The following is a 19,144-nucleotide window of genomic DNA, read 5'->3' as shown; positions in this document are numbered from 1 at the left end:
AAATTAACATTTTATATATTACCATGATTTTCAAGTTATGTAATCCAAATTTCATTTTTTCTGTTTTGAGCATTTTTTGTTTATAATGGTAAAGGAAAGAAATATGTGTACGGAGGAATATTATGCTGCAACACTCAATTACGAAAGATGAAATTATGATGATTGCGAATGAGTTCGTTCAAGGACTAGATCCACAGCAAACAGCTGATCAGGAACATGTCGCTACAGCTCGGCACCTATATCGTAGTGGTGTTGTCTACAACGTTGACTTTGATGGTTATACACTGTCAGGAACTGTAGATGCGGAAGGCAACGTATATAGCGTTCATATTCCGATTCGTAATGTCGCTGAAAGTTATTGTGATTGCTTCGCACCAACACAATGTGAGCATATGCTCGCTGTATTACTATCTGCAGCGTCTAGTTTCGGGCAAGTAGGAGATGTATTAACTTTATTTAAAAATAATACGAAACCTTCCCTTCCTCCTATTAGAACTGCAAGACAAGTATTGCAATCATCAGCTTTTGAAGAAACGGATTATAAAAGTTGGGAATCATATTTTGAAAAAGAATATGATTCATTTAAAAAAGAACAAGCTCGCCTTACTTATAAACAAATGTATTTTCTTATGAGTATCTTTACAGATTTCTATACGAAGCTTGAGCGGAAAGCTCCGCGCGTCATCGTCATACATGAATTATTCAGGTTACATGCAGCAATTTACTGCTTTCAAAAATTATTAGAAGAAATTCAGGCATTCGAAGCAAACAAAACGTATTCTTATCACCAACCTGTTAATGTCATTCGCCTATTTGTCGATAAAGTGGAATCCATCGTTCGGGACTTACAATCAGAAGCGATTCCTTCAGAGTCTGAAATAATTTTGCAAGAAACAGCTCGTCTCGTTCATGAAGTATTCTTCTCTACCGACGCTTATACGCAAGAGCGATTTTTCATTTATCGTCACATATGGAGTGAACTTTTAAACAATAAAGCGAACATACAAGAGGAAGAAAAAAGAATCGATACGAAAATCAATCCACTATCCAAAGCATTAGCGTTTTCTCATCTTCTCTTTTTAAATGATGAAGATTTACTAGCGATGGACTTACTAAAGAAACAACCTGCTTCTGTTGTGAGTCTATACTTCTATTGGTTAGAAGAACTATTAAGTGCCATGCAATGGGATCGCGCAAAAAACTGGCTTTCCTTTACGTATAAACAAGTAAAGAAAACGATCCAAGATCACGAAAATACGATTTTCATAAAAGATATCGTTCGGCTATTTGTAATCATGTATGAAACATACACAACACATACAAATGAACAAGCTGGTTTTGAAATGATTTTACAAGAACTATTACCGTATAGTTTCACAAACTACGAACAGTACGTACTCGCGAAAAAACAGTATCGCACATGGGCAGAGCTTCATCTCTTATATGGATTTGAGGCAATTGAACTGTTGAAAGAGCCACTGAAAGATATTGAAAAAGAAGCGCCAGAAGTGGTACTTCCTCTTTACCATCTTGCTGCTGTAGAGGCGATTGAAGAACGAAATCGTAAATCATATAAACGTGCAGTTCGTTACTTAAAGAAATTACGCACATTATATAAACGATTAAAACGCACCGATGAATGGGATGCTTTCATTATTCACATCGCCAATCTCCATTCACGTCTGCGTGCACTACAAGAGGAATTACGGAAAGGAAAATTAATCGATGATCAATCAAACTGAAGTAACAATTAGGCTCCAGCATGTTAGTCAAGGTTGGTTCCTTTGGGGAGAAGATGACAGCGGTACTCCATTATCCGTAACAAGTTGGAAACGAAATGCATTCACATGGCACTCCACTTCTTTCTACGGTACGTTTCTAAAAGAAGCAACCTTCGAAGGAAAACAAGGTGTGCTGCTAACAAATGCACAAGCCTTTGAATACATTGCAAACAAACCGATGAATTCCTTTGCACATATTCAAATAAACGGCACGATTACAGCACTTACGAAAGATGCAAATGAACTATGGGATGCCTTTACGAGTGGTAGTTTCGTACCAGATATGAATCATTGGCCTAAACAACCATCTTGGAAAGTTCAAAATACACCAATTGAAGATGACACATTAGCATCGCTTTTCTCAGCAGCAGTAAATGAAAGCATATTACAAGACAACCGCTCAAATGACGGCTGGGAAGATGCTAAAAGACTATATGAACATTATGACTTTACGAAAAGACAACTGGAAACAGCACTACATGAAGAAGATTGGCTTCGGAAAATTGGTTATATTGAAGATGATCTTCCGTTTACAATCGGACTAAGACTACAAGAACCACAAGAAGAATTTGAAATGTGGAAGCTTGAAACAATTGTGACACCAAAGCGCGGGGCGCATCGCATATATGTATATGAAAACATCGATTCCTTACCGAAAAGATGGCACGATTACGAAGAACGGATTACAGAAACACAAGAAGGTTTTAGTAAACTCATACCGTGGTTAAAAGAAGGAGATACGTTCCGAAATGAGCTCTTTGAAACAGAAGCTTGGAACTTCTTAACAGAAGCAAGCAATGAATTACTTGCAGCCGGCATTACAATTTTACTACCATCATGGTGGCAAAATTTAAAAGCAACAAAACCGAAATTACGTGTCCAGCTGAAGCAAAATACAGCACAAACACAATCGTTCTTCGGTATGAATACGCTCGTTAATTTTGATTGGCGCATTTCGACGAACGGCATTGATTTATCAGAAAGCGAATTTTTTGAACTCGTTGAACAAAATAAACGTCTATTTAATATAAATGGTCAATGGATGCGACTAGATCCAGCCTTTATCGAAGAAGTAAGGAAACTCATGAACCGTGCCGATAAATACGGACTAGAGATGAAAGATGTCCTGCAGCAACATTTATCAAATACGGCTGAAACAGAAATTGTAGAAGATGATAGTCCGTTTACTGATATTGAAATCGAACTAGATGGATATTATGAGGAACTATTCCAAAAGCTGCTTCATATTGGAGATATTCCAAAAGTAGATGTCCCTATTTCACTAAACGCAACACTTCGTCCGTATCAACAACACGGCATTGAATGGTTATTATATTTACGAAAGCTTGGATTTGGAGCATTGCTAGCTGACGATATGGGACTCGGGAAAAGTATTCAAACAATCTCTTACTTACTATATATAAAAGAAAACAATCTCAAAACAGGCCCTGCATTAATCGTAGCGCCGACATCTGTTCTTGGAAATTGGCAAAAAGAATTTGAGCGTTTCGCACCGAATTTACGTGTTCAATTACATTATGGAAGTAATAGAGATAAGGGCAATTCTTTTGAAGATTTCCTTCAATCGGCAGATGTTGTATTAACATCTTATGCATTGGCTCAACTCGATGAGGAAGAACTAACTTCATTATGCTGGGATGCTGTTATTTTGGATGAAGCACAAAATATTAAGAACCCACATACGAAACAGTCGAAAGCAGTACGAAACTTGCAAGCAAATCACAAAATCGCTTTAACTGGTACGCCGATGGAAAATCGCCTCGCTGAACTTTGGTCCATTTTCGACTTTATTAATCATGGATATCTCGGAAGCTTAGGGCAATTCCAACGCCGCTTCGTCACACCAATTGAAAAGGATCGTGATGAAGGAAAAATCCAGCAAGTTCAACGGTTTATCTCACCATTTTTACTGCGCCGAACGAAGAAAGATCAAACAGTCGCATTAAATTTACCAGATAAACAAGAACAAAAAGCTTACTGTCCTCTTACTGGTGAACAAGCTTCCTTATATGAACAACTTGTTCAAGATACACTGCAAAATGTCGAAGGATTAAGTGGAATTGAAAGACGCGGCTTTATATTACTTATGCTGAACAAGCTAAAACAAATTTGTAATCATCCAGCTCTTTATTTAAAAGAAGAAGAGCCACAAAATGTCGTTGAACGCTCTATGAAAACAAAAACGTTGATGGAGCTCATAGAAAATATAAAAGATCAAAATGAAAGTTGCCTCATCTTCACTCAATATATCGGCATGGGGAACATGCTAAAACGTGTGCTAGAAGAAAAATTCGGCCAGCGTGTCCTCTTCTTAAACGGTAGTGTACCGAAAAAAGATCGCGACAAGATGATTGAGGAGTTCCAAAACGGAACGTATGACATTTTCATCTTATCCTTAAAAGCTGGCGGAACAGGATTAAACTTAACTGCTGCCAACCATGTCATTCACTACGATCGTTGGTGGAATCCAGCTGTGGAAAATCAAGCAACAGACCGCGCATATCGCATTGGTCAAAAACGATTTGTTCATGTTCACAAACTCATTACAACAGGAACATTAGAAGAAAAAATTGATGAAATGCTAGAAAGAAAACAATCTCTAAACAATGCAGTCATCACAAGCGATAGTTGGATGACTGAACTATCAACAGACGAACTAAAAGAATTACTCGGTGTATAAAGTGAAACTTGAATCAGTGGGGGTTTTGTTCATCTCCAACTGATTATCAGCCCTCACCAATCTGGCTTTTACAGGCAGCCCCCCCCCCCACCTAACTTTTTTACTTTCACTGAATTTTGAGGTGGGGATCTTACTGCCCGTTAATGCGGGATAAAGTGAAACTTTAATTAGGCCAATCACGTAGAGTTTTACTACCCGCAAAAAAAGCGCTAATCTCGAAATGAGATTAGCGCTTTTTTCTATTCCAAAACCAATTACTTATTATAATCCCCGTTAACCCGCCGCACGTATCAAGCAATGAATCTTGCCACATTGGTGTACGGTCTCCCGTATACCATTGGTGAATTTCATCAAATGTTGCATAACCCGCAACGAAAAGAAGGGCATATATAAAACATCTTTTCCTCGAATAACCTGATCGATGAAAAGCGTAATAAATCAATGAACCTAGCATAAAGAACACCATAAAATGAGCACCTTTACGAAGGAAAAACTCAATAAATCCGCCTACACCTTTATTCGCAATACTAACAGGGGTTCCTCCACCATAATCGATAGATACCCATGAAAAATGCTCTTTCACAAATTCAACATTTACATATTGTTCAATATCTGAACGCATATCCTGCTTTTTATATGGTTGTGCCGAAGAATAGAAAATCAGCCCCATCCATAGTAATACAGGAATCCAAAATAACCATTTACGATTCATTATCCAGAATTCTCCTCTCTTAATCTTTTAAGGGTACCAAAAAAAAGAAAAAATTTCACGCCAAAACATGACATTTGCATCCTATTTATAAAGTGAAAGGAGGTGATACACATGGCAATTGAAACAATCGTAATGGATTTAACTTTACGTCTTGTCTTAAACAACGGATTAGATAAGAACGGCAAAACAGTTTTCAAGAGCAAACAATTTAAACGTGTTAAAACAAATGCGAGCTTAGATCAAGTACACAATGTAGCTCATGCTCTAGCTTCCTTACAAGCATCACCACTTCACGCTGTACAACTTGTAGGCACATCAGATCTTTCTAAACTATAAAGTAAAACTCGGATCAGTGGGGATTTTATTCATCCCCGCTGATTATTAGCCCACAATTTAACCGGCAGACCCAAATCCCGTAAATAGCGGGATAAATACAAAGGAGGGAATAACACATGCAAGTACTAGAGTTGATTTTCGCGAAAGAAGATGGAAAAACAGTCGTTTTTTCTATCGATACGCCCATCACACCAATCGATGCACAAGTCGTAAATCAAGTAATGGATACAATCCTTGCCTCATCTGTATTTTCATCCATTGATGAAAATACAAGAAAAAAGGGAGCTCGCCTTGTAGAAAAAAATGTATCTGAAGTTCCAATTACTCTATAAAATGAAAAAGACGAATCTGCATCATTTTGCAGATTCGTCTTTTTTCTTCGGCATTTCAATCGGGATAAAAATCTTTGAAAAACCGACGCATACGTACTTATAATGTTCTTCACCTATATCAAACTCAGTCGTATATGTTGAGAAGAATATATAATCATTTCGCTTCGTATAATGATCAATTAATAACCCAACTTGTGGCTCAACATACTTTTTGGCTAACTTTTTACCGGCCGATGCCAAGTCGCCAAGGAGACCCTCTTCATTCTCTTTTTGAACTTCATCTAGCTTCTTACTCACATCATTACGCTTCATAAACTGCTTCGCTGCCCATTCTGTATATTCTCCCTTACTCGGATTACTGTTTGCTAAATATACTAGGAGAACGACAACTAAAGCCATAATAATATACTTTTTCTTCATACTATATCACCGCCTACTCTTTTCTATTTTCATATATATGTACAAGCGATGCAAATTAGAAAGACTATCACCTATTGATTGTAAACGAATAGCCAAAATTTACAATATGAAATAGAATATTAACAGTAAATTTACTTAATTTATATATAATTATATTCGGAATGAAAATTATAAGGGGGGATATAGAATTATGGATAATGAAAACAACATTTTTATTTCTAGTTCTACAATGATGCTTGAACCATGTAAACACCCTTATTACCGCACAAAAATTATCGACAGTAGCGGAAACCATCTTTACTCCTGTCAAACTGCTCTCCAACTTATACAGAAATCTTGTCTAACAAATATTCATTCTACTTATCAAGGGAGACGTAATGCTGTAAAAACAAAATTTAAATTTAAACAAAACGTTCCAATTCCGATCAATCATAGAGAATATATTTGTGCTTTCTCAACAGAATCTCCTGCTTCTCCAAATTGTATTTGGCTTTTCTTCAAACATGTTCATACAATAGAGTTTTTCAAAAAAGCTAAACGAGCTAAAATTCATTTTTCAAACGGAGCTACCGTAACGATACAAATTAGTTCCCATAAGTTAAGCCAGCAATTATGGAAAGCTGGATATGTATTATCCCAAATGAACATGCAAGATTCATCACCTTAATAACAAATAGAATGGAAGGTAGTATTTCCTTACCTTCCATTCTATTTTCTATTTTTATCCTTTTACACTATCTCGCATTTTCTCGAGTGCTTGCCGATACATCCATCTTACTTGATAATATGTCATTTCCGTCTCTAAAGCGATTTCTCCCATCGTCTTCCCTACAAAAAAACGTTCAAAAATAATATACTTCTCCTTCTTATCTAACACACTCATAAAATCCTTCACTCTTATTTCAACATCCTCAAAATGAAAGATATCCTCATACTCTCCTACACATACACATCTCTCCTGCACTGCGAACTCTTTCTTCAATCTCTCTAATATATAACCTCGCACCGTTACAACTGCATATGCAGGGAAACATCCCTTCTTTTCATCAAATCTTTCATACGCATGCCAAAGACCGATTAAACCACATTAATAATACTCTTCATAATCTTTACGAATACCTAATTTCTTTATCTGATTTACAATCATCCCTTCGTACAAAACAACTGCTTCTTTAAAAGTCGCTGGCTTCACACAGTACCCGTTTCTAAAAGGTATACCTTTCTAGTATTCCGCGGTACCTTCACAATATAAAAATAAAGAAAAGATTTCACCGTGAGTAATTTCAAATACTACCGACGGAATTTGAAATTACACCAGCTAGTATTTGAAATTTTGTTGGTGGTATTTGAAATAGGGGTAAAAATAAAAAAGGTGACTCCTTTAAAGAGTCACCTTTTTAAAATAATATGTTATGCACCAAAGCCGCTTACTAAACCTCTTACAACGCCGAATGCAATTGTTAGGATAAAGAAGATTACAATTAAAATCGTAGCTTGTTTCTTACTTAAACCAGCTACAATGTGTAAGCCTAGTCCTGTTAGAATAAGGCTCCAAATATTAAAAATTTCAATTGAAGAGGCAATTCCATGTGCTACTGTCCCTTGTTCAAATAAAGGAGCTAAACTTGTATAAACATCAGTGCCATTTCCATCAAAAATAAAGCCTAATCCTGCATTTAACAATCCGCCGATATAATAAACAAGATTAGCATATAAGTAAATCGATAATATTTTCATGTATGGTGTATCATTGCTCATAAACATCATAATAATTTTATAAAAACCTGCCGCAATAAAGAGACCTATAGGTGTTCCTAATAGACCAACAAGCGCGCCTCCACCAAGGGTAAATCCTTTTACCATTGCCCCTGCTTCACCATTTAATTCTTTTGCCAATTCTGGAGTACTAATTAATGTTAAGTAAGACACTGCTGTTGCTATAATCGTTCCTAATATAACAAATAAGACAAATGTCCCCCAAACCGGACTTTTCGTCTTCATTCTCTCAAACTGCTCACCTGGAGAAGTAATCATTCCTAATAATGATGGCTTCTTCGCACCTACATCTTGCGTATTAATATTTGCTTCCATTATAACGCCTCCTTCTATTTATATAACCCGTTCTAACGGGCGGTTCACTTCCTCATATAGAGGCTACGAACCGCCCACTAGAACGGTAATGTGTAGTTCTACTACACTATTAATTACTCATAACGCAATGCTTCAATTGGATCTAATTTCGCAGCTTTATTTGCTGGAATTAATCCAAAAATAATACCGAGTGTCATCGAGAACAGTACGCCTCCAACGACAACTTCCCATGAAACGAGTGGCGGCCATTTTGCGAATGTAGAAACGATATATGCTCCGCCATACCCAAGACCAATTCCGATTAAACCACCTAGAAGTGTTAACATAACAGCTTCAATTAAAAACTGTAATAAAATTTTACTACGTGTTGCTCCAAGTGCTTTACGTATCCCAATTTCTCGTGTACGCTCCGTTACAGATACAAGCATAATATTCATAACACCAATACCACCAACGACTAATGAAATACCCGCGATACCACCAATGATCATCGTCATAATGTTAGTAACTTTAGAAACACCTTCTTGGAATTCTTTTAAATTCACCAATTCATATTTACCTGGAATATCGCTTGGTTTACGACTATTTAATACATCAACAGCTTTTTTCCCTGCCGTTTCTAAATTATCTACGTTTTTAGATTGAATGGCGATACTTTGAATTTCATCCGTTCCGTATAAAACAGGCCATAAAGTAAGAGGAATTAACATTTCCTCAGCCTCGAACCCCATAAATTCATTATCTGATTTATAGACACCAATAATTTGCATCGGTTGTCCTTTCATTTCAATAATTTTCCCTACTGGATTTTCATCTTTAAATAACGTCTCTTCTGATTTCGTACTAATCATAACAACGTTATTTCCTTGTGAAATATCAGATTCATTTAATGAACGACCTTTAACCACTTTCACTTTATTTACTTCAAAATATTCACTATCAAGTCCAATAACATTAATCATTGATTTTTTATCATTAATATCCATTGTTTCCATCGTATTATTCGTCGTAATAACATGAGAAACATCTTTAACTTGCTTTACTTCCATAATATCTTCTTCTGTTAATTTCGGTACTTGATGCCCCCCCATACTGAACTCATCATTAATATCCGGTTTAAATTGAATTGGCATAAGATTATTACCAGAACCAGCGATTTTCGACTTCAGCATTGCTTCCCCGCCTTGCCCAATTGCAACGACAGTAATAATCGAACCTACCCCGATAATAATACCGAGCATCGTAAGAGCAGAACGCAGTTTATGAGCTAAAATAGAAGACAGGGCAATTTTTATACTATCTAGTAAACTCATACCGCACACCTTCTATCTTCTGTAACTTTCCCGTCTCGCAGTACAATGCGGCGGGAAGAATACGCTGCTACTTCCTCTTCATGCGTAACCATAACAATCGTCGTACCTTCTGCATTAAGCTTCGTGAAAATATTCATAACTTGCTCACCAGACTTCGTATCAAGTGCACCAGTCGGTTCATCGGCCATAATGAACGTTGGGTTATTCGCAATCGCTCTTGCAATCGCTACACGCTGCTTCTGTCCACCTGATAACTCATTTGGTAAATGATGCACGCGATCTGCCAATCCAACTTTACCTAACGCCTCCAAAGCACGCTTGCGACGCTCCGCTTTCTTCACGCCACCATATACGAGCGGAAGCTCAACATTTTCCACTGCGGAAAGACGAGGTAGTAAATTAAAATGCTGAAATACAAAGCCAATATATTCATTACGAATTAAAGCAAGCTTTGACTCGTCTGCTGTTAAGATATTCACGTCATTCAGCATATATTCACCTTCTGTTGGACGATCTAAGCAACCAATAATATTCATAAGAGTCGACTTACCAGAACCAGACGGTCCCATAATCGAAACGAACTCACCACTCTGAATCGTTAAACTAATACCATGCAAAATCGGCACCGCCAATTTTCCTTGATAATACGTTTTAGCAATATGATTTAACGTAATCATTTCTCTTTCACTTCCATTCCGTCATACACATCGTCGGAAGGATTTTTAACCACCTTTTGCCCCACTGTTACGCCTTCTACAACCTCTGTCCAGTCCCCATCAGTAGAACCTTTTTTCACATTTTGTTTACGAAGCTTCCCTTTATCCTCAACATAAACAAATGCATCATCGCCTTTTTCTACAATGCTCTTACTTGGGACAGCAAGCATCTTCTTATTCTCTAAGTTTACTTGCAGAGAAACGTGGTAACCTGGAGATAAACCATCTTGGCTATCAAGACTTGCTTTATATGTATATTGAGACATATTTTGAGTTGCTTCACCCATGCCGCCAGCTTGCGCCATCTCTGCGCTCGTTGGGAACTCACTTACCTCTGTAATCTTACCTGTCCACTTCTTCTTATTATTTGCTTTTGCCGTTACAGTGAATGTTTGATCTTTTTGGATTTGTGACTTTTGAAGCTCAGTTAACGTACCTTGAACTTGGAATGGGTCTTTAGAAGCTACTTGTAAAAACGCTTTTCCTTGACCACCTAACGCTTGAGATGAGCTTTGTGCCGCATCTTTATCTAACCTTTGAACAACACCAGCGAAATTACTATAAATCGTAAGTTCTTTCTGCTTCTTACTTAACTCTTCTTTCTGCAACTTTCCTTTTTCTTTCTCAAGGTCAATTGTTTTTTGTCCTATCTCTAACTCGTTTACTTGCTCGTCCATTGGATCTGTTACTTCTTTCCCAGCTCCGCTATCTTTCGCCTTCTTAATTTCTTTCTTCAATGAATCAATCTTCTTTTTCCCTTGATCATAACGCATATCCGCCATCTTCTGATCAAGCTCAGCTTGCTTCATTTGAAGGTTAATCTCTTCATTGTCATAAGAGAATAACTTCGTACCTTTTTCTACCTCTTGCCCTTCTTTTACCTCAATATCTTTCACTTTCCCTTTGGCCGGATCTGCATAGAAGCTTTCAATATTACCAGGCTTCACCTGACCAGAAATTAACTTCGTATTATTCAGCTTACGTTCTGTTACTTTCTCAAAACTTACAGCATCAGCATTTGTTGATGCCCCCTTCTTCTTACCTTGCATAACAAAAATATTAATTGCCGCTACAATAACAATTAGTGCAATAACCCCAATAATAATCCATTTCTTCTTCTTGTTTGGAGTACGAACCGTATTTGGTAACATATTCTCGCTCCCTTTTATAACTTAATAGTTTAATATAAAAATTGTATAAAACTTTCTGAAAATAGTTTACATATTATTACATTATTTTTTACAAAGTTTTACACATCCATTTATATTGTAACAAAAATTCCAATGATTAGAAATATGACATTATATCTTTTAAGATAGATTTAAGGAAAGATTATATTATATAGAAAAAGCCATCCAAAATAATAATTGGATAGCTTTTCAAACAAAATATTACGCTACTTTAGGATCTTTTCTCTCATGTCTACGTTGAACAATAAATAAGAAGATTGTTGATAAAACCGCTCCTGTTAATAGTAAGATGAAACAACCATCCCAGCCAGAACTATCAACAATAACACCAATTGCTGCGTTAGCTACAAGACTTCCGCCTACATAACCGAATAGACCACACATACCAACTGTCGTACCTACTTTTCGGTACTAATTCCATCGCACTTAAACCGATTAAGAACTGTGGTACATAAATTAAACAACCGATAATAGAAACTGCAATACTTACAACAAGTACGCTAGTTGCTTGCCAATATATAAACGTACCAATAACAACTCCAACCATACTAATAATACATAATGGCATACGTTTTCGTTTAAATAATTTATCACTTAAAAAGCCAACGATTAATGAACTTGGAATTGCCATACCTTCAAAGATTGCATATGCCGCATGCGCTTCTGCTTTTGAAAATCCTTTAACTGTCGTTAAATAAAGTGGAACCCAGTTAATAACACCGAAACGAATTAAATAAACAAAAGCATTCGCAATACATAAGAACCATATAAATTTATTTTTCACTACATACTTCATTAAAATTTCTTTTGGTGACATCTTGTTAGCATTATCTGCTTTTTCAAGATTTTCATAGTCATTACGATACTCATCAATTGGAGGAAGGCCTTCAGATTCTGGTGTATCCTTCGCATTGATCCAAACAAGTACTGCAATTACCATTGCGATAATCGCAGGTAAAATAAACACGCCGCCTTGCCAATGATTTTCACCGAAAATACCTACACCAATTCCGACAAGTGGTGGCACAAGCATTCCACCAACGTTATGTGAAATATTCCAAAGACCTGTTTTCGTACCACGTTCTTTCTTCGAGAACCATTTCGTCATAACGATACTACAAGGTGGTGCTCCCATACCTTGTACAATACCGTTAACAACAAGTAATGTAACAATCATCCCAAATGATGATGCAAAACCGAAACAAATATTTACAAGCCCTGATAAGAATAAACCGACTGCGATAAAGTGCTGGGCGAAAGCTTTATCTGATAAATTACCCATAAAGAACTTACTAAATCCATAAACAATTGCCATTACTGAGCCTAGTAGACCAATTTCAGCTGTACTAAAACCATATTCTTGTACTAAATACGTACTTGATAACGTAAAGTTACTACGAACTAAATAATAAGCAGCATATCCAACTGAAATCCCGATTAACACACGAATACGTAGTAATCGATATACACGGTCGATCATATCCCCTGGCAATCTTTCAATTGCAGGTGCTGGCTTGAGCCATTTAAACATATATTTTCGTCTCCTTTTCTCACTTCAGAGAGAGACGCTGTCTATTCCATATCTCGATTATTCCGCTATTTGATATATTTTGATTCGTCTTTCTAACCGGCTGTCCTTCTATTTCTTTCTCATTCTTCGCAAACATCGTTGGTACGCCAAACGACACTTTTTCTAAAATGTGACCCGCTTCTTCTGATAAACAATAATCAATAAATAAATCCGCAATAATACTACTCGGTGCACGTTTTAGTTTCGAAATCGCATTAACAGATAACCCTGTTTGCTCAGGTTCGTTACTTAAAATCGGAAAGCCTTGTTTTTGAAGCATTCTCTGATCTCCCATAAAGTTGATGCCTATCATATATTCACCACTCGCAACAAGTTCTGCTGGGATGTAACCATTCACTGTTACTTCTCCAACTTGTTCTGCCAGATTCTTCACATATTCCTTCGCTTCCTCTTCACCTAACGTATCAATAAGTGATTGAAAAAACGTATATGCTGTACCTGAAACATTTGGATCGGGCATGACAATCTTTCCCTTATATACTGGATTCAATAAATCTTTCCATCTTAACGGATACGAGAGACCAAGCGGCGCTATTTCCTCGTTCCACCGCTCTTTATTAATCGCAATTGCCAGCTTCTCCACTTCATAACCGTACCAATAACCATCTTTATCTTTAACAGTTTTTGAAATACGATTTGCATGTTGGCTTATCACAGGAATAGAAAGATTTTTTTGCTTCATCATTTGATGCGCATCTACTGTACCGCCAATAATAATATCCGCCTTCGTCTTTCAACAGAAGAACTTCTTCTTCCACTCTACGAAGAAGTTCTTCTGTTGAAAGACGAATAAATTCATACGTACATCCGCGCGGTTTACAAAATGATGAAAGTAACGCTTCACCAACTTCCTCACGAGCCGCTACATACGCAACAATATGACGATCATCCAAAATAGGGAGACCATTTTTACTATATTTAATAGAGGTTGTATCTCGAGAGCAACTAGACATCGCTCCTCCAATTACTAGCAAAAAGAAGAAAAAGGCTATCTTACGAATAACTCTGCTAGAGAGCCTTTCATATACATGACATTCCCGTTATTATCACCGAGATATTGCACAACAAAGTACGATGGATACACAGAAATCGTAAGAATATCTTCACGATCATTCTTTACACGCTTACCTGTTTTATAAGCTGTAATATAAGCAATCGGTTCATTCTGCGATTGTAATAACTTCTGAATTTCTCCGTAATCTGTAATTTGCTTTGCGTATCGAATAGAATCAAGTATGTGCGTAAGATTGATAGTACGTACCACATCACCTTGACGTACTACGACATCCTTTGCTGAAGCAAAGAAATCACTAATACGCTCTGGCGTGTAATACAGGCTTAATAAATACGTTTGAAGTGCTGAAATCATCGGATCCATGCCATTCTTTCCGTATACATTTTCCCCATACTGGAACAAGTCACCTACTGCAAAAGTACGCTTATGTCCATTCAAGTACGTTACTTCTCCAGTAAATACTTGTTCTTGGCTCTTAACGCCCTCAGGCTCTATTCGAATTCGGTCAAAGAATGAAACAATCGTATGCAAACGAACTTCATCCGTTACAACAATTTCTCCCCACTTTTCATGTCTTACTTTCACTTCAATTGGAAGAGATTCATTCACCCTTTGTAAAACGGCTTGTTTATCATTTACAATGTTGATTCGATTATAGATTTGCTTCTCCATAACATAAAACAAAACAAGAGAAACAATCATACAAATGACAAACATAAGAATTTGAAATGATAGCCTTTTCATTTCTGCCTACCTCCAAGATAAAAAAACGTTGTTTCGAAAATACCGCATAATTGTTTCATAAATGTATCATTTAACCGCTTTCAAGTTTTTTATGTCTTCCATCCTTCTCGGAAGCAAAAATGTAATGAATATTGTAGTACCTACTTCTTCACTACTCTCAATCCGCATGCTTCCGCCCTGCTTATTCATAATTTCCTGACAAATATACAAACCATAACCATTCCCATAACTAGAAGGAAGTGCCTTTCCTTTCGGAGACTCATTCCACTCTGCAAGCACCACTTCATCTATACCGATCCCATCATCATGAACAAAAACCTTCGCCTCATGCTCATTTACAATTACATTCATACGAATGTGCGAAGCATCACTATACTTAATTGCATTATCAAGCACATTTAAGCAAATTTGCTTCGTCTTATCAAAATCCGCAACAACATGTACATCCGTTAACTCATTTATCACTTCAATTTCAAATTGATTTAGGCGAGGTTTCACAATTGAAACTGCTTCTTCTGCCAATTCCTTTATATTCACAACTGTAGGAGACACTTCAAACGTACTCGTCCCATATTTCGAGGACTTAAACAGTTCCTCTACAAGTGATAATAAACGCTCACTTTCCACAGCCACATAACGAAGACTTTCTTGTACATCTTCTTTCGATTGTAACTTCGGAATTAAATCAACATAACCGATAATTGCCGTTAGCGGTGTTTTTAGCTCATGCGTAATGCGGTCTAAGAAATCTTTCTGCTTCTCCTTCTCCTCCTGCAATTGCTTAATATGCAGTTCAATTCCATCGGCCATCGCGTTAAAAGATGCTGAAAGCTGAGCGATTTCTACGTACTCATTTAACTCAATCTTACTCTTATAATCACCATTCGCGAGCCTCTGTGCCATTTGTCTCAACTGATCAATCGGTTTATGAAGAGACTTCGCCAAACGAATCGCAAAGAAAATACCGGTAGCTACTAAACAAAGAGATGTCATTAAGAACGCCCAGCTCACATTTGTTAAAACTTCCTTCTCACCCGTTAACTCATTTATAAAACGAATACTTCCAATGACATCGTTTCCATAATAAACCGGGCTTGAAAACAAAAGAATAGGAGCTGGATCCGCCTCCTCAAAAACGTAAGACTTCTTCCCCTTCAAAGAACTCTCAATGTCGATGTTACGGTGAAGCAATGCTCCTTTTTGTGTATCTGCAACAACATCGCCATTCTTCCCAATCATCTGCACACGGACATCCATACGCTTCGCTAAATATGACGCAATTAAAAGTGAATTCGGACCAAGCGTATCCACTTCTGCTTCCTTCTCTAAATAATTCATCGTATAAATTTGTGCTTCTACACTTAACTTTTCTAAAGAATCTGCTGCGTTATGATACATATTCTTTTCTAACGTAATATAAACAACTGCATATAAAAGAACAAAAATCGGAATTAACAGCCCAACTATTCCGAACACCATATTTCGCTTTAAAGACATACCCTCACCACTTAACAATCCAGTTTATAGCCAACGCCATAAATTGTCTTAATATATTCTCCGCTCGTCCCAAGCTTCTTGCGAAGTCTCTGCACCATAATATCAACTGCTCTCGTATTTCCGATATACTCAAATCCCCATACTTTCTCAAGTAACTCATCCCTCATAAACACACGCTGCGGATTTGAAACAAATAACTGACATAAATTAAACTCTCGGTACGTTAACTGAATCTCTTGTCCACTCACATGTACCTTTCTTTCCTTAGGACAAATCACTATCTCTCCAGCCTCAATTACTTCATGACTTATAGCCGCCTCCGTCTTCTTTACACGCCGCGCCATATTCTTAACCCGAAGAATAAGCTCCGCATAATTAAACGGCTTCGTCACATAATCATCAGCACCAAGCTGCAAGCCAAGCAACTTATCATTCATCTGACTCTTTGCCGTTAACATAAGCACGGGAATATCCCTATCCCTCTCACGGAACAAACGAAGCAACTCATACCCATCCGTATCCGGAAGCATAACATCCAAAATCAATACATCCGGCCCTTCATTCCATCTCTCTAAAGCTTCTCTCCCATCAGCCGCTGCCAATACTTCATAACCTTCCATCTCCAACTGCATCCGAATCAAATTACGAATACTCGATTCATCATCAACCACAAGTATTTTCATTATTCTCCTCCTTCCATCATGTATTATAGTACAGTTTAGTATAGCAAAAATCCTATAAAAAAAGAGAGGGTATTGTCGAACATATTTTGTCGACGATACCCTCTCCCCTTTTATTATTTAGCTACAAAATAATCCGTTACATATTGTGCCCAAACTTCATGACCTTTAGCAGTTGGGAAACCAAACTCTTCTTTTAAGTATGGTAGGATAGCCTTTGTCGATGCATCCGGCCATGCTCCCCAATGATCAATATATGTATAATTATTTTGCGTCGCAAATTGTTTTAATGCTTCAATCGCTTTCGGATAATTTTTCGCACCATACACTGGATTTGATGGTTGAATCATAATCGTAGCGCCCTTTGCACTAGTAGAAAGTGCTTGAACGAACTTCTGTGTACTCGTAACAGAGTTCCCATTACCAGTTTTACCGTTATCAGTAATAAATGGCGGCTCAAATAAAATCACATCTGGATTCTCTTTCGCAATCTCTTTATCACGCTTATTCGCAATTAACTCTTCTGTGCTTTCACCCTTATATTCCTTTACAGTCACATTCCATAAACCTTTACCGTAAGCAGTTTCTAAATTAGACGTTAACTTAGCTGCCCAAGCACCTTTTTCAGATGAAGAAGCTTCATCACCAACAATAATAAGGTTTACTGCCTTTTTATCCTCAGCAGCTTTCTTTAACTTCTCTTTCACTGCATCTGGCAAATTCTTCGCGTATGCCTCATTAAAAGATGACTTCGCATCTTGTTTTTTCTCTTCTTTTTTCTCTTCTTTTTTCTCTTCTTTCTTTGCTCCGCTATCTTTCACTTCAGCTTTTGTTTTCGTTACTTCACTCGTTTGTCCCGTTGCATTTGCAACTTTCTTATTCCAGTACAATTTACCGCTCACAATCGAAGCAACAAACAATACAAAAACAACAAGGACAAGTACTGCTTTCTTATTCATCGATTCACCTCATCTATTAATCTCACAATATATAATACTAATATAAATCCACGCAAAAATAAACCCAACTCCTTCCAAAGGAGTTGGGTTATTACATACTACTTAGTCACTTCAAGATGCGCTCTTAATTTATTCGTTAAATCTTGTTTTGCAGCATCTGGAACATAGTAGTACCAAATACCATCAGCCGCTATGTGGCCGTCACCTGGGATTTGGATATCTTCACTATTCTGCAGACAATCTTTATAATTCTTTTGCATATCAAACATTTGATCTTGCGTTAAGTTTGTCTTCACGTTCTTTTGGATTGCTGTTAATACATCACCATAGCTCGATAAAGAAGAGAAGCTTGCACCTTTCTTAATAACAGCCTGCATCACTTGACGTTGACGCATTTGACGACCGAAGTCACCTCGTGGGTCTGCTTTACGCATACGTGTGAATGCTAAAGCTTCATCACCTGTTAAGTGTATATTTCCCTTGGCGAAATGGTGCTTATCTTGTGTAAATTCTAAATCATTATTTACATCTACACCACCAACTGCATCTACAATATCTTTAAACCCTTCCATGTTCACTTCAATATAATAGTTAATAGGAATGTTCAAGAATTTTTCCACTGTCGCTACAGACATGTCTACGCCACCAAATGCATAAGCATGATTAATTTTATCACTTTTCCCTTTTCCAACGATTTCTGTATATGTATCACGAGGGATACTTACTGTTTTCATTGAATTATTTTTAGGGTTTAATGTGATGACCATTAAAGAATCTGAACGTCCTTTGTCTTCACCACGTTCATCCGCCCCTAATAATAGGATTGAAACTGGTGCTGATTTACTGATTTTTTCTTCTTGTTTATTACCTTCATCACGCTTTAATGGTTTATGAACTTCATCTAATGTTTTTGAAACAGAAGAATATATATTATAAGCGTAAACCCCTCCACCTATAATTAGTACTCCTATAATTCCTAATATCCAAACTAGGATTTTCTTTTTCATTATTTTACCTTCTTCCTTAGATCCACCTTATATGCTCATCAAAGAATAGAAATTCGATT

General features: G+C 37.0%; 16 protein-coding genes and 3 pseudogenes. 5 read left to right on the top strand and 14 right to left on the bottom strand.

Annotation, left to right across the window (positions count from 1 at the left end; all coding sequences use genetic code 11):
• The first annotated feature begins 122 nt into the window (after positions 1 to 122).
• Positions 123 to 1,742 (top strand): SWIM zinc finger family protein, encoded by a 1,620-nt coding sequence (locus tag D1166_RS19405; RefSeq protein WP_118043390.1) that lies wholly within the window; start codon positions 123 to 125, stop codon positions 1,740 to 1,742.
• Positions 1,726 to 4,482 carry a DEAD/DEAH box helicase gene (locus tag D1166_RS19400; protein WP_118043389.1) on the top strand — a complete coding sequence of 919 codons (2,757 nt, stop codon included), beginning with the start codon at positions 1,726 to 1,728 and terminating at the stop codon, positions 4,480 to 4,482. The genes D1166_RS19405 and D1166_RS19400 overlap by 17 nt, the downstream gene beginning before the upstream one ends.
• 226 nt (positions 4,483 to 4,708) lie before the next feature.
• Here D1166_RS19400 and D1166_RS19395 read toward each other — a convergent pair whose 3' ends face one another.
• Positions 4,709 to 5,194 carry a VanZ family protein gene (locus tag D1166_RS19395; RefSeq protein ID WP_001080709.1) on the bottom strand — a complete coding sequence of 162 codons (486 nt, stop codon included), beginning with the start codon at positions 5,192 to 5,194 and terminating at the stop codon, positions 4,709 to 4,711.
• A gap of 111 nt (positions 5,195 to 5,305) precedes the next feature.
• On the opposite strand from D1166_RS19395, the gene D1166_RS19390 reads away from it, so the two are divergent.
• Entirely contained in the window at positions 5,306 to 5,530 is a 225-nt protein-coding gene (locus D1166_RS19390; protein WP_097855824.1) for a DUF1659 domain-containing protein, read from the top strand.
• 116 nt (positions 5,531 to 5,646) lie between these two features.
• Entirely contained in the window at positions 5,647 to 5,862 is a 216-nt protein-coding gene (locus tag D1166_RS19385; protein ID WP_001197593.1) for a DUF2922 domain-containing protein, read from the top strand.
• A 21-nt stretch (positions 5,863 to 5,883) separates the two neighbouring features.
• On the opposite strand, the gene D1166_RS19380 is transcribed toward D1166_RS19385, so the two are convergent.
• Positions 5,884 to 6,282, bottom strand: coding sequence for a DUF4359 domain-containing protein (locus tag D1166_RS19380; RefSeq protein ID WP_000731405.1), 399 nt, complete (start codon positions 6,280 to 6,282; stop codon positions 5,884 to 5,886).
• A 190-nt stretch (positions 6,283 to 6,472) separates the two neighbouring features.
• Here D1166_RS19380 and D1166_RS19375 point away from each other — a divergent pair, with 190 nt between their 5' ends.
• Positions 6,473 to 6,949, top strand: a complete 477-nt coding sequence (locus D1166_RS19375) for a competence protein ComK (RefSeq protein WP_098279871.1) — start codon at positions 6,473 to 6,475, stop codon at positions 6,947 to 6,949.
• A 54-nt stretch (positions 6,950 to 7,003) separates the two neighbouring features.
• On the opposite strand, the pseudogene D1166_RS19370 reads toward D1166_RS19375, so the two are convergent.
• From D1166_RS19370 to tagU, 12 genes and pseudogenes are all read right to left on the bottom strand, one after another.
• Positions 7,004 to 7,474: pseudogene (locus D1166_RS19370) on the bottom strand (sigma-70 family RNA polymerase sigma factor).
• A 218-nt stretch (positions 7,475 to 7,692) separates the two neighbouring features.
• The gene (yknW, locus tag D1166_RS19365) at positions 7,693 to 8,373 is read right to left on the bottom strand and encodes a YknW family membrane protein (protein ID WP_070184481.1); all 681 of its coding nucleotides are present in this window, start codon (positions 8,371 to 8,373) and stop codon (positions 7,693 to 7,695) included.
• A 113-nt stretch (positions 8,374 to 8,486) separates the two neighbouring features.
• Entirely contained in the window at positions 8,487 to 9,686 is a 1,200-nt protein-coding gene (locus tag D1166_RS19360; protein WP_000054380.1) for an ABC transporter permease, read from the bottom strand.
• Positions 9,683 to 10,363 carry an ABC transporter ATP-binding protein gene (locus D1166_RS19355; RefSeq protein ID WP_000631604.1) on the bottom strand — a complete coding sequence of 227 codons (681 nt, stop codon included), beginning with the start codon at positions 10,361 to 10,363 and terminating at the stop codon, positions 9,683 to 9,685. The genes D1166_RS19360 and D1166_RS19355 overlap by 4 nt, the downstream gene beginning before the upstream one ends.
• Positions 10,360 to 11,553, bottom strand: a complete 1,194-nt coding sequence (locus D1166_RS19350) for an efflux RND transporter periplasmic adaptor subunit (protein ID WP_098595754.1) — start codon at positions 11,551 to 11,553, stop codon at positions 10,360 to 10,362. The genes D1166_RS19355 and D1166_RS19350 overlap by 4 nt, the downstream gene beginning before the upstream one ends.
• A gap of 240 nt (positions 11,554 to 11,793) precedes the next feature.
• A pseudogene (gene pgtP, locus D1166_RS19345) lies at positions 11,794 to 13,123 on the bottom strand (phosphoglycerate transporter protein PgtP).
• A gap of 19 nt (positions 13,124 to 13,142) precedes the next feature.
• Positions 13,143 to 14,184: pseudogene (locus D1166_RS19340) on the bottom strand (ABC transporter substrate-binding protein).
• Positions 14,172 to 14,942, bottom strand: coding sequence for a DUF3919 family protein (locus D1166_RS19335; protein ID WP_118043388.1), 771 nt, complete (start codon positions 14,940 to 14,942; stop codon positions 14,172 to 14,174). Before D1166_RS19335 ends, D1166_RS19340 begins: the two are co-directional and overlap by 13 nt.
• Positions 14,943 to 15,008: 66 nt before the next feature.
• Entirely contained in the window at positions 15,009 to 16,439 is a 1,431-nt protein-coding gene (locus tag D1166_RS19330; RefSeq protein ID WP_118043387.1) for a HAMP domain-containing sensor histidine kinase, read from the bottom strand.
• An 11-nt stretch (positions 16,440 to 16,450) separates the two neighbouring features.
• Positions 16,451 to 17,122 (bottom strand): response regulator transcription factor, encoded by a 672-nt coding sequence (locus D1166_RS19325; RefSeq protein WP_061660877.1) that lies wholly within the window; start codon positions 17,120 to 17,122, stop codon positions 16,451 to 16,453.
• Between the two features lie 113 nt (positions 17,123 to 17,235).
• Complete coding sequence (locus D1166_RS19320) at positions 17,236 to 18,078, bottom strand: SGNH/GDSL hydrolase family protein (RefSeq protein ID WP_065702806.1); 843 nt, start codon at positions 18,076 to 18,078, stop codon at positions 17,236 to 17,238.
• Between the two features lie 98 nt (positions 18,079 to 18,176).
• Positions 18,177 to 19,085: a polyisoprenyl-teichoic acid--peptidoglycan teichoic acid transferase TagU gene (gene tagU, locus D1166_RS19315; RefSeq protein ID WP_098431889.1), complete on the bottom strand. Its 909-nt coding sequence runs from the start codon at positions 19,083 to 19,085 to the stop codon at positions 18,177 to 18,179.
• Positions 19,086 to 19,144 lie beyond the last annotated feature (59 nt).

The organism is Bacillus sp. ISO11 (assembly GCF_003458115.1).
GTDB classification, from domain to species: domain Bacteria; phylum Bacillota; class Bacilli; order Bacillales; family Bacillaceae_G; genus Bacillus_A; species Bacillus_A cereus.
The sequence above is the reverse complement of the archived record's forward strand: the minus strand, read 5'-3'. Positions and strand labels throughout refer to the sequence as shown.

Excerpts from the sequence above, each read along its gene's own strand:
- D1166_RS19380 (WP_000731405.1), bottom strand. The coding sequence starts at position 6,282 with ATGAAGAAAAAGTATATTATTATGGCTTTAGTTGTCGTTCTCCTAGTA.
- D1166_RS19390 (WP_097855824.1), top strand. The coding sequence starts at position 5,306 with ATGGCAATTGAAACAATCGTAATGGATTTAACTTTACGTCTTGTCTTA.
- D1166_RS19400 (WP_118043389.1), top strand. The coding sequence starts at position 1,726 with ATGATCAATCAAACTGAAGTAACAATTAGGCTCCAGCATGTTAGTCAA.
- D1166_RS19320 (WP_065702806.1), bottom strand. The coding sequence starts at position 18,078 with ATGAATAAGAAAGCAGTACTTGTCCTTGTTGTTTTTGTATTGTTTGTT.
- D1166_RS19360 (WP_000054380.1), bottom strand. The coding sequence starts at position 9,686 with ATGAGTTTACTAGATAGTATAAAAATTGCCCTGTCTTCTATTTTAGCT.
- D1166_RS19350 (WP_098595754.1), bottom strand. The coding sequence starts at position 11,553 with ATGTTACCAAATACGGTTCGTACTCCAAACAAGAAGAAGAAATGGATT.
- tagU (WP_098431889.1), bottom strand. The coding sequence starts at position 19,085 with ATGAAAAAGAAAATCCTAGTTTGGATATTAGGAATTATAGGAGTACTA.
- D1166_RS19385 (WP_001197593.1), top strand. The coding sequence starts at position 5,647 with ATGCAAGTACTAGAGTTGATTTTCGCGAAAGAAGATGGAAAAACAGTC.
- D1166_RS19335 (WP_118043388.1), bottom strand. The coding sequence starts at position 14,942 with ATGAAAAGGCTATCATTTCAAATTCTTATGTTTGTCATTTGTATGATT.
- D1166_RS19375 (WP_098279871.1), top strand. The coding sequence starts at position 6,473 with ATGGATAATGAAAACAACATTTTTATTTCTAGTTCTACAATGATGCTT.
- D1166_RS19405 (WP_118043390.1), top strand. The coding sequence starts at position 123 with ATGCTGCAACACTCAATTACGAAAGATGAAATTATGATGATTGCGAAT.
- D1166_RS19355 (WP_000631604.1), bottom strand. The coding sequence starts at position 10,363 with ATGATTACGTTAAATCATATTGCTAAAACGTATTATCAAGGAAAATTG.
- yknW (WP_070184481.1), bottom strand. The coding sequence starts at position 8,373 with ATGGAAGCAAATATTAATACGCAAGATGTAGGTGCGAAGAAGCCATCA.
- D1166_RS19325 (WP_061660877.1), bottom strand. The coding sequence starts at position 17,122 with ATGAAAATACTTGTGGTTGATGATGAATCGAGTATTCGTAATTTGATT.
- D1166_RS19330 (WP_118043387.1), bottom strand. The coding sequence starts at position 16,439 with ATGTCTTTAAAGCGAAATATGGTGTTCGGAATAGTTGGGCTGTTAATT.
- D1166_RS19395 (WP_001080709.1), bottom strand. The coding sequence starts at position 5,194 with ATGAATCGTAAATGGTTATTTTGGATTCCTGTATTACTATGGATGGGG.